The sequence below is a fragment of the Asanoa ferruginea genome (assembly GCF_003387075.1).
GTDB lineage: Bacteria > Actinomycetota > Actinomycetes > Mycobacteriales > Micromonosporaceae > Asanoa > Asanoa ferruginea.
Map to the genome: position 1 here is coordinate 4,796,492 of NZ_QUMQ01000001.1, position 18,256 is coordinate 4,814,747.

Annotated in this window: 17 protein-coding genes and 1 pseudogene; 12 read left to right on the plus strand and 6 right to left on the minus strand. The window is 71.3% G+C overall.

The annotated features are described in order from the left end of the window. Window positions 1–2 precede the first annotated feature (2 nt). Window positions 3–605, plus strand: coding sequence for a class F sortase (locus tag DFJ67_RS22575; protein WP_116069816.1), 603 nt, complete (start codon window positions 3–5; stop codon window positions 603–605). Here the strand turns inward: DFJ67_RS22575 and DFJ67_RS22580 are convergent. Next, entirely contained in the window at window positions 602–1,372 is a 771-nt protein-coding gene (locus DFJ67_RS22580; RefSeq protein ID WP_116069817.1) for an exodeoxyribonuclease III, read from the minus strand. The two genes, DFJ67_RS22575 and DFJ67_RS22580, sit on opposite strands and share 4 nt — an antisense overlap. Window positions 1,373–1,377: 5 nt before the next feature. Next, a complete protein-coding gene (locus DFJ67_RS22585; RefSeq protein WP_116069818.1) occupies window positions 1,378–2,298 on the minus strand; it encodes a proteasome assembly chaperone family protein in 921 nt (306 codons plus the stop codon). A gap of 412 nt (window positions 2,299–2,710) precedes the next feature. On the opposite strand from DFJ67_RS22585, the gene DFJ67_RS22590 reads away from it, so the two are divergent. Further along, the gene (locus DFJ67_RS22590) at window positions 2,711–3,796 is read left to right on the plus strand and encodes a hypothetical protein (RefSeq protein ID WP_239097623.1); all 1,086 of its coding nucleotides are present in this window, start codon (window positions 2,711–2,713) and stop codon (window positions 3,794–3,796) included. A 6-nt stretch (window positions 3,797–3,802) separates the two neighbouring features. Here the strand turns inward: DFJ67_RS22590 and DFJ67_RS22595 are convergent, their stop codons facing one another. Beyond that, the gene (locus tag DFJ67_RS22595; protein WP_116069819.1) at window positions 3,803–4,660 is read right to left on the minus strand and encodes a hypothetical protein; all 858 of its coding nucleotides are present in this window, start codon (window positions 4,658–4,660) and stop codon (window positions 3,803–3,805) included. Window positions 4,661–5,219: 559 nt separating this feature from the next. Here DFJ67_RS22595 and DFJ67_RS22600 point away from each other — a divergent pair. Continuing rightward, a pseudogene (locus DFJ67_RS22600) lies at window positions 5,220–5,972 on the plus strand (EcsC family protein); the annotation flags it as partial. Here the strand turns inward: DFJ67_RS22600 and DFJ67_RS22605 are convergent. Both DFJ67_RS22605 and DFJ67_RS22610 read right to left on the minus strand, forming a co-directional pair. Next, on the minus strand, window positions 5,969–6,637 hold the full coding sequence (locus DFJ67_RS22605) for a response regulator (RefSeq protein WP_116069820.1): 669 nt from the start codon (window positions 6,635–6,637) through the stop codon (window positions 5,969–5,971). The pseudogene DFJ67_RS22600 and the gene DFJ67_RS22605 sit on opposite strands and share 4 nt — an antisense overlap. Continuing rightward, window positions 6,634–8,145, minus strand: coding sequence for a sensor histidine kinase (locus DFJ67_RS22610; RefSeq protein WP_170215934.1), 1,512 nt, complete (start codon window positions 8,143–8,145; stop codon window positions 6,634–6,636). Before DFJ67_RS22610 ends, DFJ67_RS22605 begins: the two co-directional genes overlap by 4 nt. A gap of 200 nt (window positions 8,146–8,345) precedes the next feature. Here DFJ67_RS22610 and DFJ67_RS22615 point away from each other — a divergent pair, with 200 nt between their 5' ends. The 9 genes from DFJ67_RS22615 to DFJ67_RS22655 all read left to right on the plus strand — a co-directional run bounded on the left by DFJ67_RS22615 (window position 8,346) and on the right by DFJ67_RS22655 (window position 16,794). Then, on the plus strand, window positions 8,346–8,849 hold the full coding sequence (locus DFJ67_RS22615) for a DUF1707 SHOCT-like domain-containing protein (protein WP_116069822.1): 504 nt from the start codon (window positions 8,346–8,348) through the stop codon (window positions 8,847–8,849). Window positions 8,850–8,882: 33 nt separating this feature from the next. Beyond that, window positions 8,883–10,130: a PQQ-dependent sugar dehydrogenase gene (locus DFJ67_RS22620; RefSeq protein ID WP_116069823.1), complete on the plus strand. Its 1,248-nt coding sequence runs from the start codon at window positions 8,883–8,885 to the stop codon at window positions 10,128–10,130. A gap of 29 nt (window positions 10,131–10,159) precedes the next feature. Beyond that, window positions 10,160–10,453 (plus strand): DUF6343 family protein, encoded by a 294-nt coding sequence (locus DFJ67_RS22625; RefSeq protein WP_116069824.1) that lies wholly within the window; start codon window positions 10,160–10,162, stop codon window positions 10,451–10,453. 14 nt (window positions 10,454–10,467) lie between these two features. Then, window positions 10,468–11,841 carry an NADP-dependent succinic semialdehyde dehydrogenase gene (locus DFJ67_RS22630; protein ID WP_116069825.1) on the plus strand — a complete coding sequence of 458 codons (1,374 nt, stop codon included), beginning with the start codon at window positions 10,468–10,470 and terminating at the stop codon, window positions 11,839–11,841. A gap of 79 nt (window positions 11,842–11,920) precedes the next feature. Further along, on the plus strand, window positions 11,921–12,508 hold the full coding sequence (locus DFJ67_RS22635) for a winged helix-turn-helix domain-containing protein (protein ID WP_203784423.1): 588 nt from the start codon (window positions 11,921–11,923) through the stop codon (window positions 12,506–12,508). Next, window positions 12,505–13,791 (plus strand): MFS transporter, encoded by a 1,287-nt coding sequence (locus DFJ67_RS22640; protein WP_116069827.1) that lies wholly within the window; start codon window positions 12,505–12,507, stop codon window positions 13,789–13,791. The genes DFJ67_RS22635 and DFJ67_RS22640 overlap by 4 nt, the downstream gene beginning before the upstream one ends. Before the next feature lie 149 nt (window positions 13,792–13,940). Then, the gene (locus DFJ67_RS22645; RefSeq protein ID WP_116069828.1) at window positions 13,941–14,897 is read left to right on the plus strand and encodes a TIGR03885 family FMN-dependent LLM class oxidoreductase; all 957 of its coding nucleotides are present in this window, start codon (window positions 13,941–13,943) and stop codon (window positions 14,895–14,897) included. A gap of 47 nt (window positions 14,898–14,944) precedes the next feature. Continuing rightward, the gene (locus DFJ67_RS22650) at window positions 14,945–16,525 is read left to right on the plus strand and encodes a Na+/H+ antiporter (RefSeq protein ID WP_116069829.1); all 1,581 of its coding nucleotides are present in this window, start codon (window positions 14,945–14,947) and stop codon (window positions 16,523–16,525) included. Further along, window positions 16,525–16,794, plus strand: a complete 270-nt coding sequence (locus DFJ67_RS22655) for a UBP-type zinc finger domain-containing protein (protein WP_409363000.1) — start codon at window positions 16,525–16,527, stop codon at window positions 16,792–16,794. Before DFJ67_RS22650 ends, DFJ67_RS22655 begins: the two co-directional genes overlap by 1 nt. A gap of 216 nt (window positions 16,795–17,010) precedes the next feature. On the opposite strand, the gene DFJ67_RS22660 is transcribed toward DFJ67_RS22655, so the two are convergent. Further along, a complete protein-coding gene (locus DFJ67_RS22660) occupies window positions 17,011–18,213 on the minus strand; it encodes a hypothetical protein (protein ID WP_147315572.1) in 1,203 nt (400 codons plus the stop codon). Window positions 18,214–18,256: the final 43 nt, after the last annotated feature.

The window sequence follows — 18,256 nt, forward strand, 5'->3', positions numbered from 1 at the left end:
CGATGGCCAAGCGCAAGCTCGCCGGCCCGCTCGCCGCGGTGCTGATCGCCGTGGGTGGGATCGCGACGTTCGCCGGTGCGGTGGAGAAGGGCGCCTTCGGCCCCGACGACGTCGCTCCGCCCGGGCAGTTTCCGGTGATGGACCCGAGCCGGCCGGTGGAGATCAAGATCCCGTCGCTCAAGGTCGACGCGAAGATCGACGACGTGGGCATGGCCGACGACGGCTCGATCGCGGTGCCTCCGCTGGCGCGGCACAACCAGGCCGGTTGGTATGACAAGAGCCCTACACCCGGGCAATACGGGCCAGCCGTGCTGGTCGGCCACGCCGACACCCACACCGGCCCGTCGATCTTCCACGACCTGTCGAAGGTGAAACCGGGCGCCCGGGTCGAGGTCGTCCGGCGCGACGACTCGGTGGCCATCTTCGAGGTCAACTCGGTGGAGAAGTTCAAGAAGGCCGACCAGCCGATCGAGCGGATCTACGCCGACTTCAGCCGCCCGGCGCTGCGCCTGATCACCTGCGGCGGCGAGTTCAAGGGCGGCAGCATCGGCTACGTCGACAACATCGTCGTCTTCGCTTCTCTCATAGAAGCGAAAGACGGCTAGAAGTCGACGATGATCGGCGCGTGGTCGGACGGGCCCTTGCCCTTTCGGGCCTCCCGGTCGATCACGGCGGCGCCGACGCCTTCCGCGAGCTTCGGCGTGGCGTACACCAGATCGATCCGCATGCCCTTGTTCTGGTGGAACATGCCGGCCCGGTAGTCCCAGTAGGTGAAGGGGAACGGTCCCTTCATCGGCGTGGGCACCACGTCACGCAGCCCCGTGTCGAGCAGTGCGGCCAGGGCCGCCCGCTCTGGCGGGGTCACGTGGGTGGAGTTGACGAAGACCGCCGGGTCCCAGACGTCGGCGTCGGTCGGCGCCACGTTGAAGTCGCCGCAGACCACCAGATCACCGTGCGCGGCCAGGTCGGCGGCCACCGCCGTGCGCAGCGCCGCCAGCCAGTTGAGCTTGTATTGATAGTGCGGATCTTCCGGCGTACGCCCATTTGGCACGTAAATCGACCAGACGCGCACGCCGCCGCAGGTCGCGGAGATCGCCCGGGTCTCCGGCTCCGGGAAGCCCGGCTCGCCGGCGAACCCGCGCACCACGTCGTCGGCGCCGACCTTGGAGAGGATCGCGACCCCGTTCCACCGGCCGTCGACGTGCGTCGCCGCGGTGTAACCCAGCTCACCGATCTGCTCGGTCGGGAACTGCTCGGTCGTCGACTTGACCTCCTGGAGGCAGACGACGTCGGGCTTCTTCTCCTCTAACCAGGCCAGCAGCCGGGGCTCCCTGGCCTTGATCGAGTTGACGTTCCAGGTGGCGAGGCGCATATACGTCAGTTTCCTGGGTTGTCGCCCGGGCGGGGCTGAGACGCGAGGAAGCGCTCCAGCTCGGCGCCGAGTTCGTCGGCGGTGGGCAGGGGGCCGGTCTGCGGCCCGAGCAGGTTGGTGCCGGCCCGGCCGCGGGTGAAGGCGTCGTATTGCTCCTCGAGCGCCCGGACCACCCCGGCCGCGTCGTTTGTCTCCTCCACCTGGCGGTCGATGTCGGTGCGGACCGCCTCGGCGGCCGTGCGCAGGCCCTCGGTGGGCAGCAGGAGGCCGGTGGTGCGGGAGACGGAGGAGAGCAGCACCTCGGCGGCCGCCGGGTATTCGGCCTGGGAGACGTAGTGCGGCACGTGTGCGGCGAAGCCGATCGCGTCTTTGCCGGCCTGGCCGAGCCGGAACTCGAGCAGGTGGCCCGCGCTGCCGGGCACCTGCACCCGCTGGAGCCAGGGCTCGTAGCCGCTGATCAGGTCGCGCCGGGTGGCGTGGGCGGTGACCCCGGCCGGGCGGGTGTGCGGAACGGCCATCGGGATCGAGTTGAGGCCGATGGTCACGCTGACCCGGAACTGGTCGATCAGGCTCATCACGGCCCTGGTGAACCGTTCCCAATGCAGGTCGGGCTCGTGGCCACCCAACATGAGATAAGGAGTGCCGGCGTCGTCGCGGAGCAGGTGTAGCTCCAGCGTCGGATCCGCGTATTCCTCCCAATGGTCTTCCATGAACACCATTGGTGGGCGCCGGGACCGGTAATCCAATAGCTGGTCGATGTCGAAGGTGGCGACGACCTGGCTTTCGGTCGAGGCCAGGAGATGTTCGCGGGCGAGCCGGGTGGCGTTGCCGGCGTCGACGAAGCCGGACAGCGTCTGGATCAGCACCGGCTGGCCCATGTCGGGCAGGTCGCCGGCTAGCTCGTAGAGCGCGTGCGGATCGAGCACCGCGGTCCTACCTCCCTGAGTTGTGGTGGGTTCCCGGTATGGGCAACCACGTGTCCATCTTCCTGCATTCCACCGGCGCCTGACGTTAGGCCGGCCTTCCCTCCGCCAAGGGCGCAATTTCTATACGCAGAGTAGTCGTACGGGTACTCCAGTGGGGGTTTGGCGGCCCCGGAGACGGGGCAGAACGGCCGCACACAGCCGGTGATCGATCGTCACGCTACGTGCATTCAAAATCGGACTTAATTGCAGCACAGGCTAGGTATTTGGCCATTTCACGACTTGCCCCTTACGCGTGGCTATGTGCAGGCAGTGAGCGACCGATATCGACTGACCGATTAGGTATTTGGCTTTTGTGGCAACTGCCACTAAATAACAGTGGGTAATCGGCTTGGGGCCTGCCTAGCCTCGTCCAATGCGTGACGACCACACCCTCGAGCCCGAGAACGGCGCCGCTACCCCCGCGGACCGTTCACCCGAAACGAACTCGACCGAACGGCCCACCACCGGCGCCCGCCGCCTCCAGGAGCGACTCGTCTTCCGTACCGCGAAGATCAACACCGCGACCCGGGGCCAGTGGCACCGGCTGACGGAGCAGACCGCTCGCAAGGCCGACTCGATCAAGGCAAACCCGTACGCCGAGCGTGCCGCCGGCATGTGGACCGCTTCCCGCGACCGCGTGACCGCCATGCCTGGCTACGACAAGATGCGTAGTGCGCTCGGCGAGCGTGGCCCGGCCCGGGTCGCGATCGCGACCGGTGTGCTGGCCGCCGTTGGCGTGGCCGCTGCCGCCGGCACCGCCGCCGCTACCCAGAACCACGACGACACCAGGAGCACCACCGCTGCGGTCGCGACTGTCGACTCGGTCAAGAAGGCCGACATCGGTCAGTACCCGTCCGCACCGCCCACCTCGGCTGGTGGGCACGCGGCCGGTGCCGCCAAGGGTGCAGACAAGCCCGCCCCCGCGGCTGTCCACCCCAAGGCGGAGGACAAGCACGACAAGGCCAAGTCCAAGCCGAAGGCCGAGCACAAGGCGAAGCCGAAGACGGTGCGCCCGACGCAGCCGAAGCCGGTCATGGGCCTGAGCCAGACCCAGATGAACAACGCCATGGCGATCGTCAAGGTCGCCGAGGCCAAGGGCATGGGCGAGCGTGGCGCGGTCATCGCGATCGCGACCTCGATGCAGGAAAGCCAGCTGCTCAACCTGGCCAGCGACGTCGTTCCGGAGTCGATGAACTACGCCCACCAGGGCAGCGGCTCCGACCACGACTCGGTCGGCCTGTTCCAGCAGCGATCAACCTCCGGCTGGGGTTCGGTCAAGAACCTGATGAACCCGACGTACTCGGCCGGTGCCTTCCTCGACGCCCTGAAGCAGGTGCCGAACTGGCAGAACATGCCGCTGTCGGCCGCCGCCCAGACGGTCCAGGTGTCGGCGTTCCCGGACGCCTACGCCCAGCACGAGTTCCGTGCGCAGGCCGTCGCCGACGCCCTGATGAAGTAGGGCTAACTAGTAGGTAAGGGTGATCCGGTCCAAATCCGGCGCCCAACCATCCGAGTTGCTGAACTCGATGATGTTCGGTCCGGCTGCCAACGGCAGCCGGACCGTCATCGTTTTCACGGACTCCCAGCTCCCGGTCGACCCGAACTCGAAGCGCCCGACATCCCGCCCGCCGACCTCGACCTCGGCCCGCCGCCGGTCATCGGCGACGTAGGAGACGACCACGTCGTAGTCACCGGCCCGCGGCACGGCAGGGGTCGTGAAGGTCAGCGAGCTGCGCCGGTAGCCGATCCGGGTGACCACCCGCCCGCCGGAAGCCGAGTCGACCCGGCGGGTGCTGGCCCAGCCATCGAGGTCGGCGGCCTCGGCCTCCAGCGACACTGTCGTCTTCGGCGGCGCCGCCACCTTGTCGGGCGCCTTGGTGCCGGTGGCCGGCGGCGTGGCGTGCTGCGCACCCCGCACCGTGCCGCGACTGGCCGGCGGGCGACTCGGCCGCTGGGTCGTCGGCGGCGCGGTGGGTGACTCGTCGGGCCAGGCGCTCGCGGTGGGTGCCGGCAGCACCCGCTGGTCAGGCGGGGTCGGTTGATCAGAAGCCGACATCAGCAGGGGTACGCCGGCCGCGACCGCGACAGTTGCCACCGAAACAGCGACAGCGATCGCGGTACGCCGCCCCCGGCGCCGTGGCTCGTCGACGGCTTCCCCGCCGGGGTTGTGCCCGGGGCCTGACCGGGCCGGCCGCCGTGGCTGGGCCGGGACAGCCGGAATCACCTGGGTGACCTGGCCGTCGTCAGCGGCCGCCGGCAGTTCCGCCGGTGGCAGCCAGCCGCCGATCCGCAGCTCACCCTGGTCGTCGCCGGCCGTGGACATGCGCACCCTCACGGTTCTTGATCACGGTCAGTCCGGCTGGGGACGCTACCGCAAACCCGGCCCCGGGGTGAACCAGCGGAACGGATACGGAGGTCAGCCGGCCGGTCGAGCCCGCACTGTGGTTCGCCGGTGGTGCGCCTGGGGTACAAAGAGTCCTTCCCCCACCTTTCCCCCGGAGGACGCCGTGACCCACCCCGACACGGGTGCCGACACCCCGCCCCCCACCGCGCCGTCGGGACCCCCGGCCGCTGCGGCTTCAGCCGAACTCTGGCCCGAGCCCCCGGGACCTCGAACCCCGGCGCAGCCGGAGGTCTCGCGGTTGGATGCGGTGGCGTTCGACGCCGGCCTGAAGCGGCAGGGGTCGGAGTCCGCGCTGTCGGAGGCTCCGCGGTTCGACGCGCCCGCGCCGGACGCTTCGCGGCCGGATGCGCCGGAGTCCGCGCTGTCGGAGGCTCCGCGGTTCGACGCCCCCGGGCCGGACGCTTCGCGGCCGGATGCGCCGGAGTTCGACCTCCCGGCGTCGGACGCATCACGAACCGATGCCGTCGGGTCGAACGGCCCGGCGCCGTTCGGCGCCGCCGGGACCGACGCCCCGCCGTCGGACGCGGCGGAGCCTGACGCCGACGCTGCCGCGGCGCCGCCCGCGAGTCTCTGGGAGAAGATGAAGGCGGACCCGCAATACGCGCCGGAGCACCTGGCGCTGGAGGCGGTTCGCCGGCTCGGTCCCGAGGCGCACGAGTGGGGGATGCGTACCCGCGCGCAACGCCCGGGCATCCCGCCGGACGCGTTGGCCGACCTCGCGGCCCGCAAGTTCGTCAACCTGGCCCGGCTCTCCGGCGCCGTCTCCGGCGCGACCGGCATCGCCGGTGCGGTCGTCGACGTCGGCGTGCTGGCCTGGAACCAGGCGCGGATGGTGCTGCACATGGCGGCCGCCTACGGCGTCGACCCGCGCGAGCCGGAACGCGCCACCGACCTGCTGGTGCTCCAGAAGGTGCACAAGGTCGCGGAGACCGCCCGGCTGGCGCTGGGCGTCGCGGCCGGTCGGGAAAAGGCCGGCGCGCTGCTGAGCGGCCGGGGCACGCCGATGCACAAGGTGCTGGCCAAGCTCGGCGTCAAGCTCGCGCAGATGGCCGGCATCCGGGCCGCCAAGCGGATCTTCGCGAAGATCGTGCCCGGCGCCGCCATCATCCTGGGCACCTGGGCCAACTCGTCGGCGACCACCGACCTGGCCAAACGCACCCGCGAGCTCTACCGCCCGCGGGCCGCCTACTGGCCGACCCCGCCGCAGTTGCCCGGCCCCCGCCAGGGCTAATCGGTCCAGGATGGACGGACCAGCCCGGCCTCGTATGCGTAGACCACGAGCTGCGCCCGGTCCCGCGCGGCCAGCTTGATCATCGCCCGGCTGACGTGGGTCTTCGCGGTGGCCGGGCTGACCACCAGGCGGGCCGCGATCTCGTCGTTGGAAAGGCCGGCGCCGACCAGAGCGACCACCTCGCGCTCCCGGTCGGTGAGCTGATCCGGCGGCGGTAGCGCTGGCGCGGGCCGGCGGTCGCGCGACGCGAACTCGGCGATCACCCGGCGGGTCACCCCGGGGGAGAGCAGCGCGTCACCGGCCGCGACCGCGCGGACGCCACGGATCAGGTCGACCGGCTCGGTGTCTTTGACCAGGAACCCGGAAGCGCCCACCCGGAGCGCCTCGAACAGGTACTCGTCGAGTTCGAACGTCGTCAGGATGACGATCCGGGTGTCCGCCAGCGCCGGGTCGGTGGTGATCCGGCGGGTCGCCTCGAGTCCGTCGACGCCGGGCATCCGGATGTCCATCAACACCACGTCGGGCCGGGTCGCCGCGGCCGCCCGCACCGCGGCCAGGCCGTCGCCGGCCTCGGCCACCACCGTGATGTCGGCCTCCGCGTCGAGCAGCGCGCGGAAACCGGCACGCACCAGCGCCTGGTCGTCGGCCAACAGCACGGAGATCATCGGTCGGCGTCCCGGAGAATCGCTTCGACGCGCCAACCGCCGTCGTCGGCAGGGCCCGCGGTGAGCGTGCCGCCCAACGCGGCCGCCCGAGCCCGCATGCCGGCAATTCCATTGCCGGCCTCATCACCGGGTCCGGCTTCGCCGTCCACGCCGGCGGCACCGGCGCTGCCGGCCGGTTGGACTTTACCGGCCGCGGCCGACTCGACGGCGCCATCGCGGAGCGTGCCGCCCACGCCGGCCGCACCGGCTCCGCCGCCCAGTCCGGCTTTGCCGGCGACGCCTACGCCGGCTTTGCTGTCCGCGCCGGCCGCACCGGCTCCGCCGCCCAATGGGACATTGCCAGCGACGTCTGCGCCGGCTTTGCTGGCCGCGCTGTCTGCGCCGGCTTTGCCGGACGTGCCCAACTCGACGGCGCCGTCGCCAAGCGCAACGCCCACCCCATCGTCGACCACGCTGACCACCACCCGTCCCGGCGTGTACGAAACCGCGACCGTCGCCTTCGCGCCCGGCCCGGCGTGCCGGCGCACGTTGGTCAGCGCCTCCTGCACGATCCGGAACGCCGCGCGGTCGACCTCGGCCGGCAACGGCCGCGGCTCCCCGGAAACCACCGTCTCCACCGCCAACCCGGCCCCGGACGTCAACTCGCCCAGCCGGGACAACCCCGGAGCCGGCGCCCGCGGCGCCGCCTCCTCGGCGGGCCGTAGAGCGGCCAGCACCGAACGGACCTCGCGCAACGCCTCCGCGCTCGCCGACTTGATCACAGTGAGGGCCTCCCGCGCCTGTTCAGGCTGCTGGTCGATGAGGTGCAAGCCGACCCCGGCCTGCACGTTGATCAAGGACAGGTGATGGCCGAGCACGTCGTGCAACTCCCGGGCGATCCGTAGCCGCTCCTCGCTGGCCTGCCGGCGCTCCTGTTCTTCCCGGGCGCGCCGCTGCTCGGCCCGCATCCGGGCCATCTCCGCGAGTTGGCCCCGCTGCACCCGGGCGAACTCGCCGGCCGCGAGGCACAGCACCAGCCAGACGACCGCCAGCACCGCGTCGCGCGGCGATACCAAAGACCGCGCCGGCACGCCCAGCGCGCTCGCGAACCACCAGCCGCAGCCGATATAGGCCGCCACGCCGCAGAAGGCCAGCACCAGCGCCGGGTAGCGACGGCCCGCCGCCACCGCCGCGAAGTAGGCCGCCGTTGCCGCTAAGAAGAAAGGACCGTGCGGATAACCGGAGAGGGCGTACGCCACCGTCGAGCCAAGAGCGATGGCGAGCACCGGGAGCGGGGCCTGCCGGCGCCAGAACAGCGCGACCGATCCGGTGAGCAGCAGCGCGGCGCCGGGATAGGTAAGGCCGTCGAAGGCCGGGTTGTCGCGCGCGGCCGCCTCGGCACCGATCACCTGCACCAGGGACACCAGCGTTGCCAGGCCCGCGCCGTGGCGGCCGTAGCGGCGCGGTTCGCCGGTTCGGGCCCAGGGCGCGCGCGGCCACGCGTCCTGAGGGTCCGGCGTGCCGCGCATGGCACCGACGCTAGGGCACCGCGCCCACCCCCGGAATCGGCCGGGAGCCGGGAGCGGACTACTTCGGGGGGCGTAGAAACGCCACATCAGCCCCACCCGTCTACTCCGTGGGGAGTAGAGCGAGAGCCATCACAGGCCGCAGGCAATCGAACGCGGAAAGGAGCAGTCTTGTAGGTAGGTCGACATGAGCGGAGGGAGCCATGACCACGCCATCTGGCCCGCGGCTTCGAGCCTCGGACGCCGAACGCGAACAAATCGCGACCATCCTGCGCGCCGCGATGACCGAGGGGCGGCTGAATCTCGATGAGGGAGAGCAGCGGCTGACCGCGGCCTACAAGGCGACCTACCGTGACGAGCTCGGCCCGCTGACCGCGGACCTGCCCGACGGAGGTCGCGGGGCACTCGTGCGTACGCCCGAGGCCGAGGCACAGGCGAAGGCCGAGATGCGGCTGTTCCTGCGCCGCCGGGCCGGCGTGCTCGCCGCGGTCGGGGTGCTCTTCGCCGCGCTGTTCATCGCCAACGGTGCACTGTTCTTCCCGGTTTTTCCGCTGATCGTGCTGTTGTTCTTCCTGCACTGGGCCAGTTGGGGGCGGCGGGCCTACTCGTCGCGCACCCGTGACTGGTACACGCGGGGCGACGTGCAGGGTCGTGGCGACTGGCGGGGGCGGCGCGACTGGTACGGACACGGCCGATACGGCCATTGATGTAGATCGGGCCCGGCCGGGTAGGTTGCAGGAATGCGCCCGGCCGGCCCCATAGCAGTCCTGGCATTACTGGCCGCCCTGGTCGCTGGTTGCGATCAGGGCGCGCCGGCCGAACTGGCACCGACCGGCAGCGTCTCGCCGGGTGCCGGCCTGGCCCCGGTGCCCGTTGCCGGCACCGACCACTCGGTCAACCTGCCCGCGGGCTGGTCCGCCGGCGTCTACGCCCGGGTGCCCAAGGCCCGCTTCCTTCTCCCGCTACCCGACGGCTCGGTGCTGGTCTCCCGCCCGAGCGCGGGCGAGATCGCCCGGGTCCCGCAAAGCGGGAGCGAACCCACGACCTTCCTCTCCGGGCTCGACCGACCGCACGACATGGTGCTGGCCACCGTCGGCGGCCGGCAGTGGATCTACGTCTCAGCGGTCGACCGGGTGGTCCGCTATCCCTACGTGGGTGGTGCGGCCACGGCCGGGACGGCCGAAGTGGTGGTCGACGGGCTCCCTGACGACAGCCTGCCCGAGTTGCGCGGCACCTACGGCCACGTGCTGAAGAACATCGCGGTCGACGGTGACACCCTCTATGTCTCGATCGCGTCGACCTGCAACGCCTGTGCCTCCGACACGAAGAGCGACCCGATCCGGGGTGCGATCTACCGATGGGACGCCGCTGGGCACAACGCCGGCAAGGCGCTGGTCGCCCGCGGGTTGCGCAACGCCGAAGGGCTGGCGATCGCGCCGGGCACCCACGACCTGTGGGTGGTGGTCAACAACCGGGACAACATCATCGACCCGGCGACCGGCAAGAAAGACACGGCGTACGTCGACAACCACCCGCCCGAAGAGTTCATCCGGATCAAGCAGGGCGGCTTCTACGGCTGGCCGTTCTGCAACCCCGACCCGTCGGGCGGCCTGCGGGACATGCCCTACCAGCGCGACTACGAGCTCAACCGCGACGGCGCGGCGGCCGACTGTGCCGCCGCCACCCCGGTCGACCTCGGCATCCAGGCCCACTCGGCGCCGCTCGGGCTGACCTTCGTGCCCGATCTGGGCGCCGTGGTCGCGCTGCACGGTTCGTGGAACCGCAGCAAGCCCACCGGCTACAAGGTGGTCAACTTCCCGTGGGCCGGTGACCGCCCGGGCGACCAGCACGACCTGGCCACGGGCTTCCTCGGCTCCGATGCCCCGTGGGCCCGGCCGGTCGACATCGCCCGCCTCGCCGACGGTTCGCTGCTGGTCAGCGACGATCTCGGCGGCCTCGTCTTCCGCTTTACGCCGCCGTCCGGTTAACCGGCCGGGGCGGCGGGTAGTCGTCCGGTATGACCGGAAACCCGCCGCAGCGTCCGCACCAGGTCAACCCGCAGCCGCGCGGGGCGCGGGGCACCGTCGGGCACCCGTACTCCGCGCTCAATCTCCGTCTGGTCCTGGCCGTTTTCGGTCTGGTGGTCTTCGCCGTGCTGACCTGGCTCAGCGCCCGGGCCGACCTGATGGTCCTGGCGGTGATCTGCGGTGTGGTCGCGTTGACCGCGCTGGCCGACGTGGTGATCGTGCAACTGCGCCGCCGGGCCCGGCATCGCGCTCAGCCCGGCGTGCATCACTCGTTGTTCGAATGACTCAGGAGACGCCGATGCCCATCGCCACGACCAACCCCGCGACGGGGGAGATGCTCCAGACGTTCGAGCCGATGGGCGAAAAGCAGATCGAGGAGATCCTGGCGTACGCCGCCGAAGCGGCCGCGGCGCTGCGAGCGTCCACATTCGACCAGCGAGGCGCCTGGATGCGCGAGGCCGCCCTGGTGCTGGAGGGCCGGCAGGCCGAGGTCGCCCGGCTGATGACGCTGGAGATGGGCAAGCCGGTCCGGGAGGCCGCCGACGAGGTCGCCAAGTGCGCGAGCGCGTGCCGCTACTACGCACAGCACGCCGAGCGGTTCCTGGCCGACATGCCGCACGACGCCGTCGCGGTCGGCGCTTCCACGGCGTACACCCGTTATGAGCCCCTGGGTCCGGTGCTGGCGGTGATGCCGTGGAACTTCCCGCTCTGGCAGGTGATCCGCTTCGCCGCGCCGGCCCTGATGGCCGGCAACCCCGGGCTGCTCAAGCACGCGTCGAACGTGCCGCAGACCGCGCTGTTCCTCGAGGAGTTGTTCCGCGACGCGGGTTTCCCGGCCGGCGCGTTCCAGACCCTGCTCGTCGGCTCCGACGCGATCGAGGACATCCTGCTGGATCATCGGGTACGCGCGGCGACCCTCACCGGCAGTTCGACGGCCGGCCGCGCGGTGGCGGCGATCGCGGGCCGCGCGCTGAAGAAAATGGTGCTGGAGTTGGGCGGCAGCGACCCGTTCGTGGTGCTCCCGTCGGCCGACTTCGACCGCGCCGTGTCGACGGCCGTGCGGGCCCGCTGCCAGAACAACGGCCAGTCGTGCATCGCGGCGAAACGGTTCATCGTGCACGGCGACATCTACGACGCGTTCGCCCGGGCGTTCACCGACGGGATGGCCCGGCTCCAGGTCGGCGACCCGCTCGACCACGCGACTGACATCGGCCCGCTGGCGTTGGCGCGCGGCCGCGACGAGGTGGCCGCGCAGGTGGACGACGCGGTCGCGAAGGGCGCGACGGTGCTGACCGGCGGGCGCGTGCCGGACGGGCCGGGCTGGTTCTACCCGCCCACGGTCGTCACCGACCTGACCCCCGAGATGCGGCTGTTCGGCGAGGAGGTGTTCGGCCCGGTCGCCGGCCTCTACCGGGTCGAGTCGGTGGAGGAGGCGCTGGAGGTCGCCAACGCGACGGAGTACGGCCTGGGCAGCAACGCCTGGACCACCGACCCGGGCGAGCGGGAGCGGTTGATCGCCGGCCTCGACGCCGGCCAGGTCTTCGTCAACGGCATGACCACCTCGCATCCCGAGTTGCCGTTCGGCGGCGTCCGCAACTCGGGCTACGGCCGCGAGTTGGCAGACCTGGGCATCCGCGAGTTCTGCAACGCCAAGACCGTCTGGGTCGCCTGACCAGCAGCGCGCACGGCGTACCCGCTGATTGCAGAATTTTGTTTGCAGAACTTTCTCTGTAGTTGGTATGGTCGATCCCATGGCGGATCGCATCATCACCGAGGTCGATGAACTCAAGGCGGTCACGCACCCGTTGCGGGTGCGGATGTTGGGCGCGTTGCGGGCCGACGGGCCGGCCACCGCGACCGAGTTGGCGCGGCGGTTCGACACCGACACCGGCACGACCAGCTACCACCTGCGCAAGCTGGCCCGCTTCAAATTCGTCGAAGAGGCCGAGCAGCGCGACGGGCGCGAGCGGCGCTGGCAGGCCAGTGAGCCGACGACCTCGTGGGACAGCGCCGCGCTGTCGGTCACCGCCGAGGGGCGGGCCGCCGTGTCGGTCATGCGCCGGCACCAGCTGGCGGCGCTCGACCGCACGATCTCGGCCTACGACGCCGCGCAGACCGACCTGCCGCAAGAGTGGGTGGGCGCCGCCGGCATGAGCGACCTCCCGGCCACGCTGACGCCGCGGTCGCTGCACGCGCTGGAGGAACGGGTGATCGCGCTGATCGACGAGTTCGTCGCGGCCGACGCCGGCGAGCCCGACGCGCGGCCGGTGATGCTGTTCTACGGCGGCTTCCCGCGGATCGACCCGCCGGGCTGGGACGACGTCGCGGACGAGTCATGACCGGGCGGCGCGCCGAATGGCGCTACGCGTTGCTGGTCTTCCTGTTCTGGTTGCCGAGCGGGCTCTACGTGGCGACGAAGATCCTGCTGATGCTCGATCGCGGGCTCAGCGTCGCCGCCATCGGCACGGTCGTGCTGGTCTTCTCGCTGACGACGGCGGCGCTCGAGTTGCCGACCGGGGGGCTCGCCGACGTGATCGGGCGCCGCACGGTGCTCGCCGCCTCGGCGGTGGCCAGCTTCGCCGGGCTGGCGCTGCTGGCCGTCGCCGACGGGTTCTGGCTGTTCGCCGCGTCGGCGGTGCTGCGCGGCGTCGCCCGGGCCCTGTCGAGCGGTCCCGACGAGGCCTGGTTCGTCGACACCATGCATGCCGCCGAGGGGCCCGACGCGTTCCTGACCCGCGGGCTGGCCCGGGGTGAGGCCGCGTCCTCGGTCGGGCTGCTGATCGGCACGCTGGTCGGCGGGGCCCTGCCGCTCGCGATCGGTGCGGTCGGTCCACTGTCGGCGCTGGCCGTTCCGGTGGCGATCGCCGCGCTGGTCGAGCTGGTCCGGCTCGGGGTGACGCTCGGTGGCATGCCCGAGCCGCCGCGGCCGCGCACCACGGTCGGCGCCGTGCTGCGCGGCGTGCCCGCGACCGTCACTGGCGGGCTCCGGTTGGGGCTGCGCGACGGGGTGCTCGCGCGGCTGCTGCTGGCCGGCTCCGGCGTCGGCGTGGCCCTGTCCGCGATCGAGTTGCTCACCCCGGGGTGGTTGGCCGGCCTGGTCGGCGATCCGGCCCGGGGCGCGACCACCTATGCCACGGTCGCTGCCGCGGGATTCGGGGCCAGTGCGGTCGGCAGCCTGCTCGGGCCGTGGGTGCAGCGCCGGCTCGGTTCGGCGGTCCGGGCCGGGGTGGCCGGCATCGCGCTGGGCGCGGTGGCGCTGCTGGGCGTCGCGGTAGCCGGGCCTGCCCTGCACGGGGCGGTCGCCGGGGTGACGGTGATCGCTGCCGCCTACCTGGTGCTGTTCGTGGGCCTCGGGATCACGGCCGCTCCGCAGGCGGCGGTGCTGCACGCCCGGGTCGCGGCGGGAGAGCGGGCGACGGTGGTGTCCGTGCAGTCGCTGGCTCTACAGGCCGCGGGCGCGCTGGGTTCGGTCTGCTTCGGGACACTGGCCGCGACGCGGGGCGCTCCGTTCGCGTTCGGCCTCGCGGGCGTCGCCCTCGCCGCCGCGGCCTGGCTGGTCGCCCGGATCCGTCTGCCCGAGGCCACGCCCCAATCAGCGCCCGCGCCAGCTCTCGCGGCGTAGCGTCCGGCACAGCCAGCTCAGCCGCCTGGTGGCCAGCGGCGTGCCGACGCGGCGCCGCGGTCATCGCGGCGCCGCGATCGGATGCAAGCGGCACTGCGGCGAATGCGTGCCTGTGTAGCCGGCCCCGTCCCGGGGTAGTACCTGACCGCATGACCGTCTATGGCTGGCACGCCTCGCACGAGCAGGTCCATCCGCGCGCACTCCTCGACGCCGCGGTCGCGGCCGAACAGGCCGGGTTCGGTGCCGCGATGAGCTCCGACCACTTCTCGCCGTGGAGCGCACGCCAAGGCGAATCGGGCTTCGCGTGGTCGTGGCTGGGCGCCGCGCTCCAGGCCACCGACCTCCAGTTCGGCGTGGTCAACGCGCCGGGACAGCGCTACCACCCCGCGATCATCGCGCAGGCGATCGGCACCCTCGGCGCCATGTATCCGGGCCGGTTCTGGGCCGCCCTCGGCACCGGCGAGGCCAGCAACGAGCACATCACCGGCGGTGGGTGGCCGCGCAAGGAGCTGCGTACCAAGCGGCTCGAAGAATGCGTCGACATCATCCGCGCGCTGCTCGCCGGTGAAGAGGTCAGCCACGACGGGCTGGTCACCGTCGATCGGGCCAAGCTCTGGACCCGCCCCGCCGAGCCGCCGGCCCTGATCGGGGCGGCCGTCAGCACCGAGACCGCAGAATGGTGTGCCGGCTGGGCCGACGGGCTGATCACCGTCAACGCGCCGCACGAGCACCTGCTCCGGATGGTCGCCGCCTACCGCGACGCGGGCGGGCGTGGACCCGTCTGCCTCCAGGCGCACCTGAGTTGGGCGGGCACCCAGGAGGAAGCCGAGGCGATCGCCTACGAGCAGTGGCGCTCCAACGTGTTCGCGCCGCCGGTCTGCTGGGACCTGGAGCTGACCGACCACTTCGACGCCGTCTCCGCCGACCTGCCGATAGAGCGGGTGGCCGCGACCGTCGACATCTCCACCGACCTCGGCTGGCACGCGGCGAACCTGCGCTCGTACGCCGAGATCGGGTTTGACCGCATTTATCTGCACCATGTCGGGCAGGAGCAGACGGCTTTCATCGAGGCGTTCGGCGCGAAGGTGCTGCCCGAGCTGGTGTGAGGCGGTGCGGTTGGGCGCCGCCGCGTACGCCCAATAGCATTTCGCCCATGCACCAGCTGACCGAGATCGTCATCCTGCTGGCGGTCGCCGTCTTCGGGGCGGCGCTGGCTCGCAAAATCGGCATTTTGTCGCCGATCGTGCTGATGATTATCGGTCTGGCGCTCTCGTTCGTCCCGGGGTTCCCGACGTTCCACCTCGACCCCGAGTTCGTGCTGATCGGCGTGCTGCCGCCGCTGCTCTACATCGCCGCGCTACAGACCTCGGTTCCGGCCTTCCGCTTCAACCTCCGGCCGATCCTGCTGCTCGGGGTCGGCCTGGTGGTGTTCACGGCGCTGGCGGTCGGCTACGTCGTGCACCTGATCCTGCCGATGGCGCCGTTCGCGATCTGCGTGGCGCTGGGTGCGGTGGTGGCGCCGCCCGATGCCGTCTCGGCGACCGCGATCGCCCGCCGGATCGGCCTGCCGCGCCGGCTGGTGACGATCCTCGAGGGCGAAAGCCTGATCAACGACGCCACCGCGCTGGTGCTGCTCCGGGTGGCCACCGCCGCGGCGACCGGTAGCGCGGTCGGGTTCGGCAACGTCGGCGTGCAGATCCTCAGGTCGGCCGGCGGCGGCATCGCGATCGGCATCGTCGCCACGATGGTGTTCGGCTACCTGCACAAGAAGATCAAGGACCCGCTGCTCGACAACGCGCTCTCGCTGCTGATCCCGTTCGCCGTGGTGATCGTGTCCGAGGAGGCCGGCGCCTCCGGTGTGGTCGCCGTCGTGGTCACCGGGCTCGCCCTCGGGCATCGGATGCCGACGCTGATGGCGGCCGGCTCCCGCCTCCAGATGGACGCGTTCTGGCGGTTGGTCCGCTTCCTCCTGGAGGGGCTGGTCTTCCTGCTGGTCGGCCTCCAGTTGCGGGCGGTGATCCTGGACATCAGCACCCCCTGGGGCACCGTGGTCGGTGTGACGCTCGCGGTGATCGGGACGCTGATCGTCACCCGTTACGTCTGGGTGCTGCCGGGCGCCTGGGTGCCCCGCATGTCGGCCCGCATCCGCCGCCGGGAGACCACGTTCACCTGGCACCATCCGGTGATCCTGGGCTGGGCCGGCATGCGCGGCGTCGTGACGCTGGCCGCCGCCCTCGCGCTGCCGACCGTTGGCACCGGCGAGGGCGAGGCGATCTATCCCCGCGACGTGTTCATCTTCATCGCGTTCTCGGTGATCCTGTTCACCCTGCTGGTCTTCGGCACCACGCTGCCCGTCTTCGCGCGCATGGTCGGGCTGCCGGCCGACGACCCGACCAAGGACTTCCTGGCCGAGGCGTCGGTGCAGCAGGCGGCGGCCCGGGCGGCCAAGAGCCGGCTGGAGGCCAACCTCGAAGGCGCGCCCGAGTCGGTGGTCAAGCGGCTGCGCCAGCAGGTGGTCGATCGCACCAACACCGCGTGGGAGCGGCTGGGTGGCGACGGGCGGGAGACCCCTTCGGCGGCGTACGGTCGACTCCGGCAGGAGATGATCGACGCCGAGCGCGAGGTGTTCCGCACCGCCCGCGACGAGGGCCGCATCCCGGAAGAGGTGCTCAACCGGGCCTACCGCGACCTCGACCTCGAGGAATCCCTGCTCATCCGCAGGGAGGAAGACTGATGGGGGAGCCAATGACCTGCGAGCACATCACCGCGTCGGTGACGCCGGAGCCGCAGACCCGCGAGGGCTGCCAGGACTGCCTCGGCGCCGGCGCGCACGACTGGGTGCACCTGCGCCTCTGCGAGACCTGCGGCCACGTCGGCTGCTGCGACTCGTCGCCGAGCCGGCACGCGTCCGCGCACTTCCACGAGACCACCCACCCGGTGATCAAGTCGTTCCAACCCGGCGAAAACTGGAAATGGTGCTTCGTCGACGAGTCCCTCGGCTAGAGACAAGATCCAATTCATGACTCGGGTCCGCGGTGGCGCGGACCGTTCCTCCCGCGAGGGATCGCTCCGCTGCGCTGCGCTTGCCAGGTCCGCCGCTGGCCGGCCTGACTGCCGATAAGCCCGATTTGCCGCCGCCGCGGCGGCGTTCCCTCTAGATCTAGGAAAAAAGTGGTAGCTATAGCTACCACTTTTTTCCTAGATCTAGAGGGAGGTCCCTCAGCCCTCTGTTTCCGGCTCCGTCGGCAGCGTGGGGAGGTCGTCGAACCACGGGTCGTACCAATCCGGTGCGTCCGTTGGGGCCGGCGGCATCGTGGGGAACGGCGGCATTGTCGGGAACGGCGGGAACGTCGGCATCGGCGGCTCGGTGGGCAGCGGCGGTTCCGTCGGCAGCGGCGGGAAGGTCGGTGTCGGGGGAGCGGTCGGGGGCGCTGTCCACGGGGGCTCGCCGTAGGTCTGCGGGCGGGCGTAGTAGAGATTGCCGTCCTCGGCCACGAACGCGATGTCGTGGCTGTCCCGGACGAAGGAGCCGCCCTCCACCGAGGCGCCGCCGGGGGCCTCGAACTTCGCCGTACCCGTGTATTTGCTGCTGAACGCGTCCTTCAGGAAGTCGTCGCCGGTGCGGGTCGGGTCGGTGGTGAAGACCCACAAGCGCTCGTGGTCGAGCGCCATCAGCCGGGACCGGTCGTCGGAGATGCCGACCGCCGAGATGTTGTCGACGTTGTGGCCGATCTTGCCGATCCGGGTGACCGTCGCCCGTCCGGAGGTGCCGGCCGGCAGGTCGACCCGGTAGACCGGCGACCCGCTGGTCTTCGCGAACACGTAGAAGTGCCCGTCGAGCCAGATCATCGCCTCGGAGTTGTAGGTCGTGCAGCCCGGTTTCGTGTTGTCCGGGAACCGCAGGTCGTAGGACGCGACCACGCTGAGCGGCCCGGCGCCGTTCGGGTCCGGCTCGGCCACCCGGAGCAGCCGCTGCTGGTCCTTGCAGTTGTTGGCGCCCAACTGGCCGATCCACAGCGCGCCGGCGTCGTCGACGGTCAGGTCCTCCCAGTCGAGGTTCTTCGCGCCCTCGACCGGATAGCTCGGGAACAGCTCCGCGCCGCGCACCGGTTCCGGCATCCCGCCGGAGGAGATCCGCATGCCCCAGATCGCGTCGCGCGGCCGGCCGGGCTTGCTCGAACCGCCGTCCCGCAGCCAGTAGTACATGCCCGGGTTGTGCCGGCTCGCGATCAGCCCCGACGCCTCGGACGCCGGCAGTTTCACCCCGAGCGCCGGCATCCGGCCCGCGACGATCGGCGCCTGCTCGACATCGGACACCGGGTCGGCGGCGTTGGCGCCCGTTCCCGGCCCGGCGAAGGCATACCAGCCCACCACTGAGGCAACCGAGAGGGCTGCGACGCTCCACAGCGTTCGTCCGCGCATCCGAGCCTCCCTAAAGCGAGCTGGTCTCAAGGTCTATTCGTAA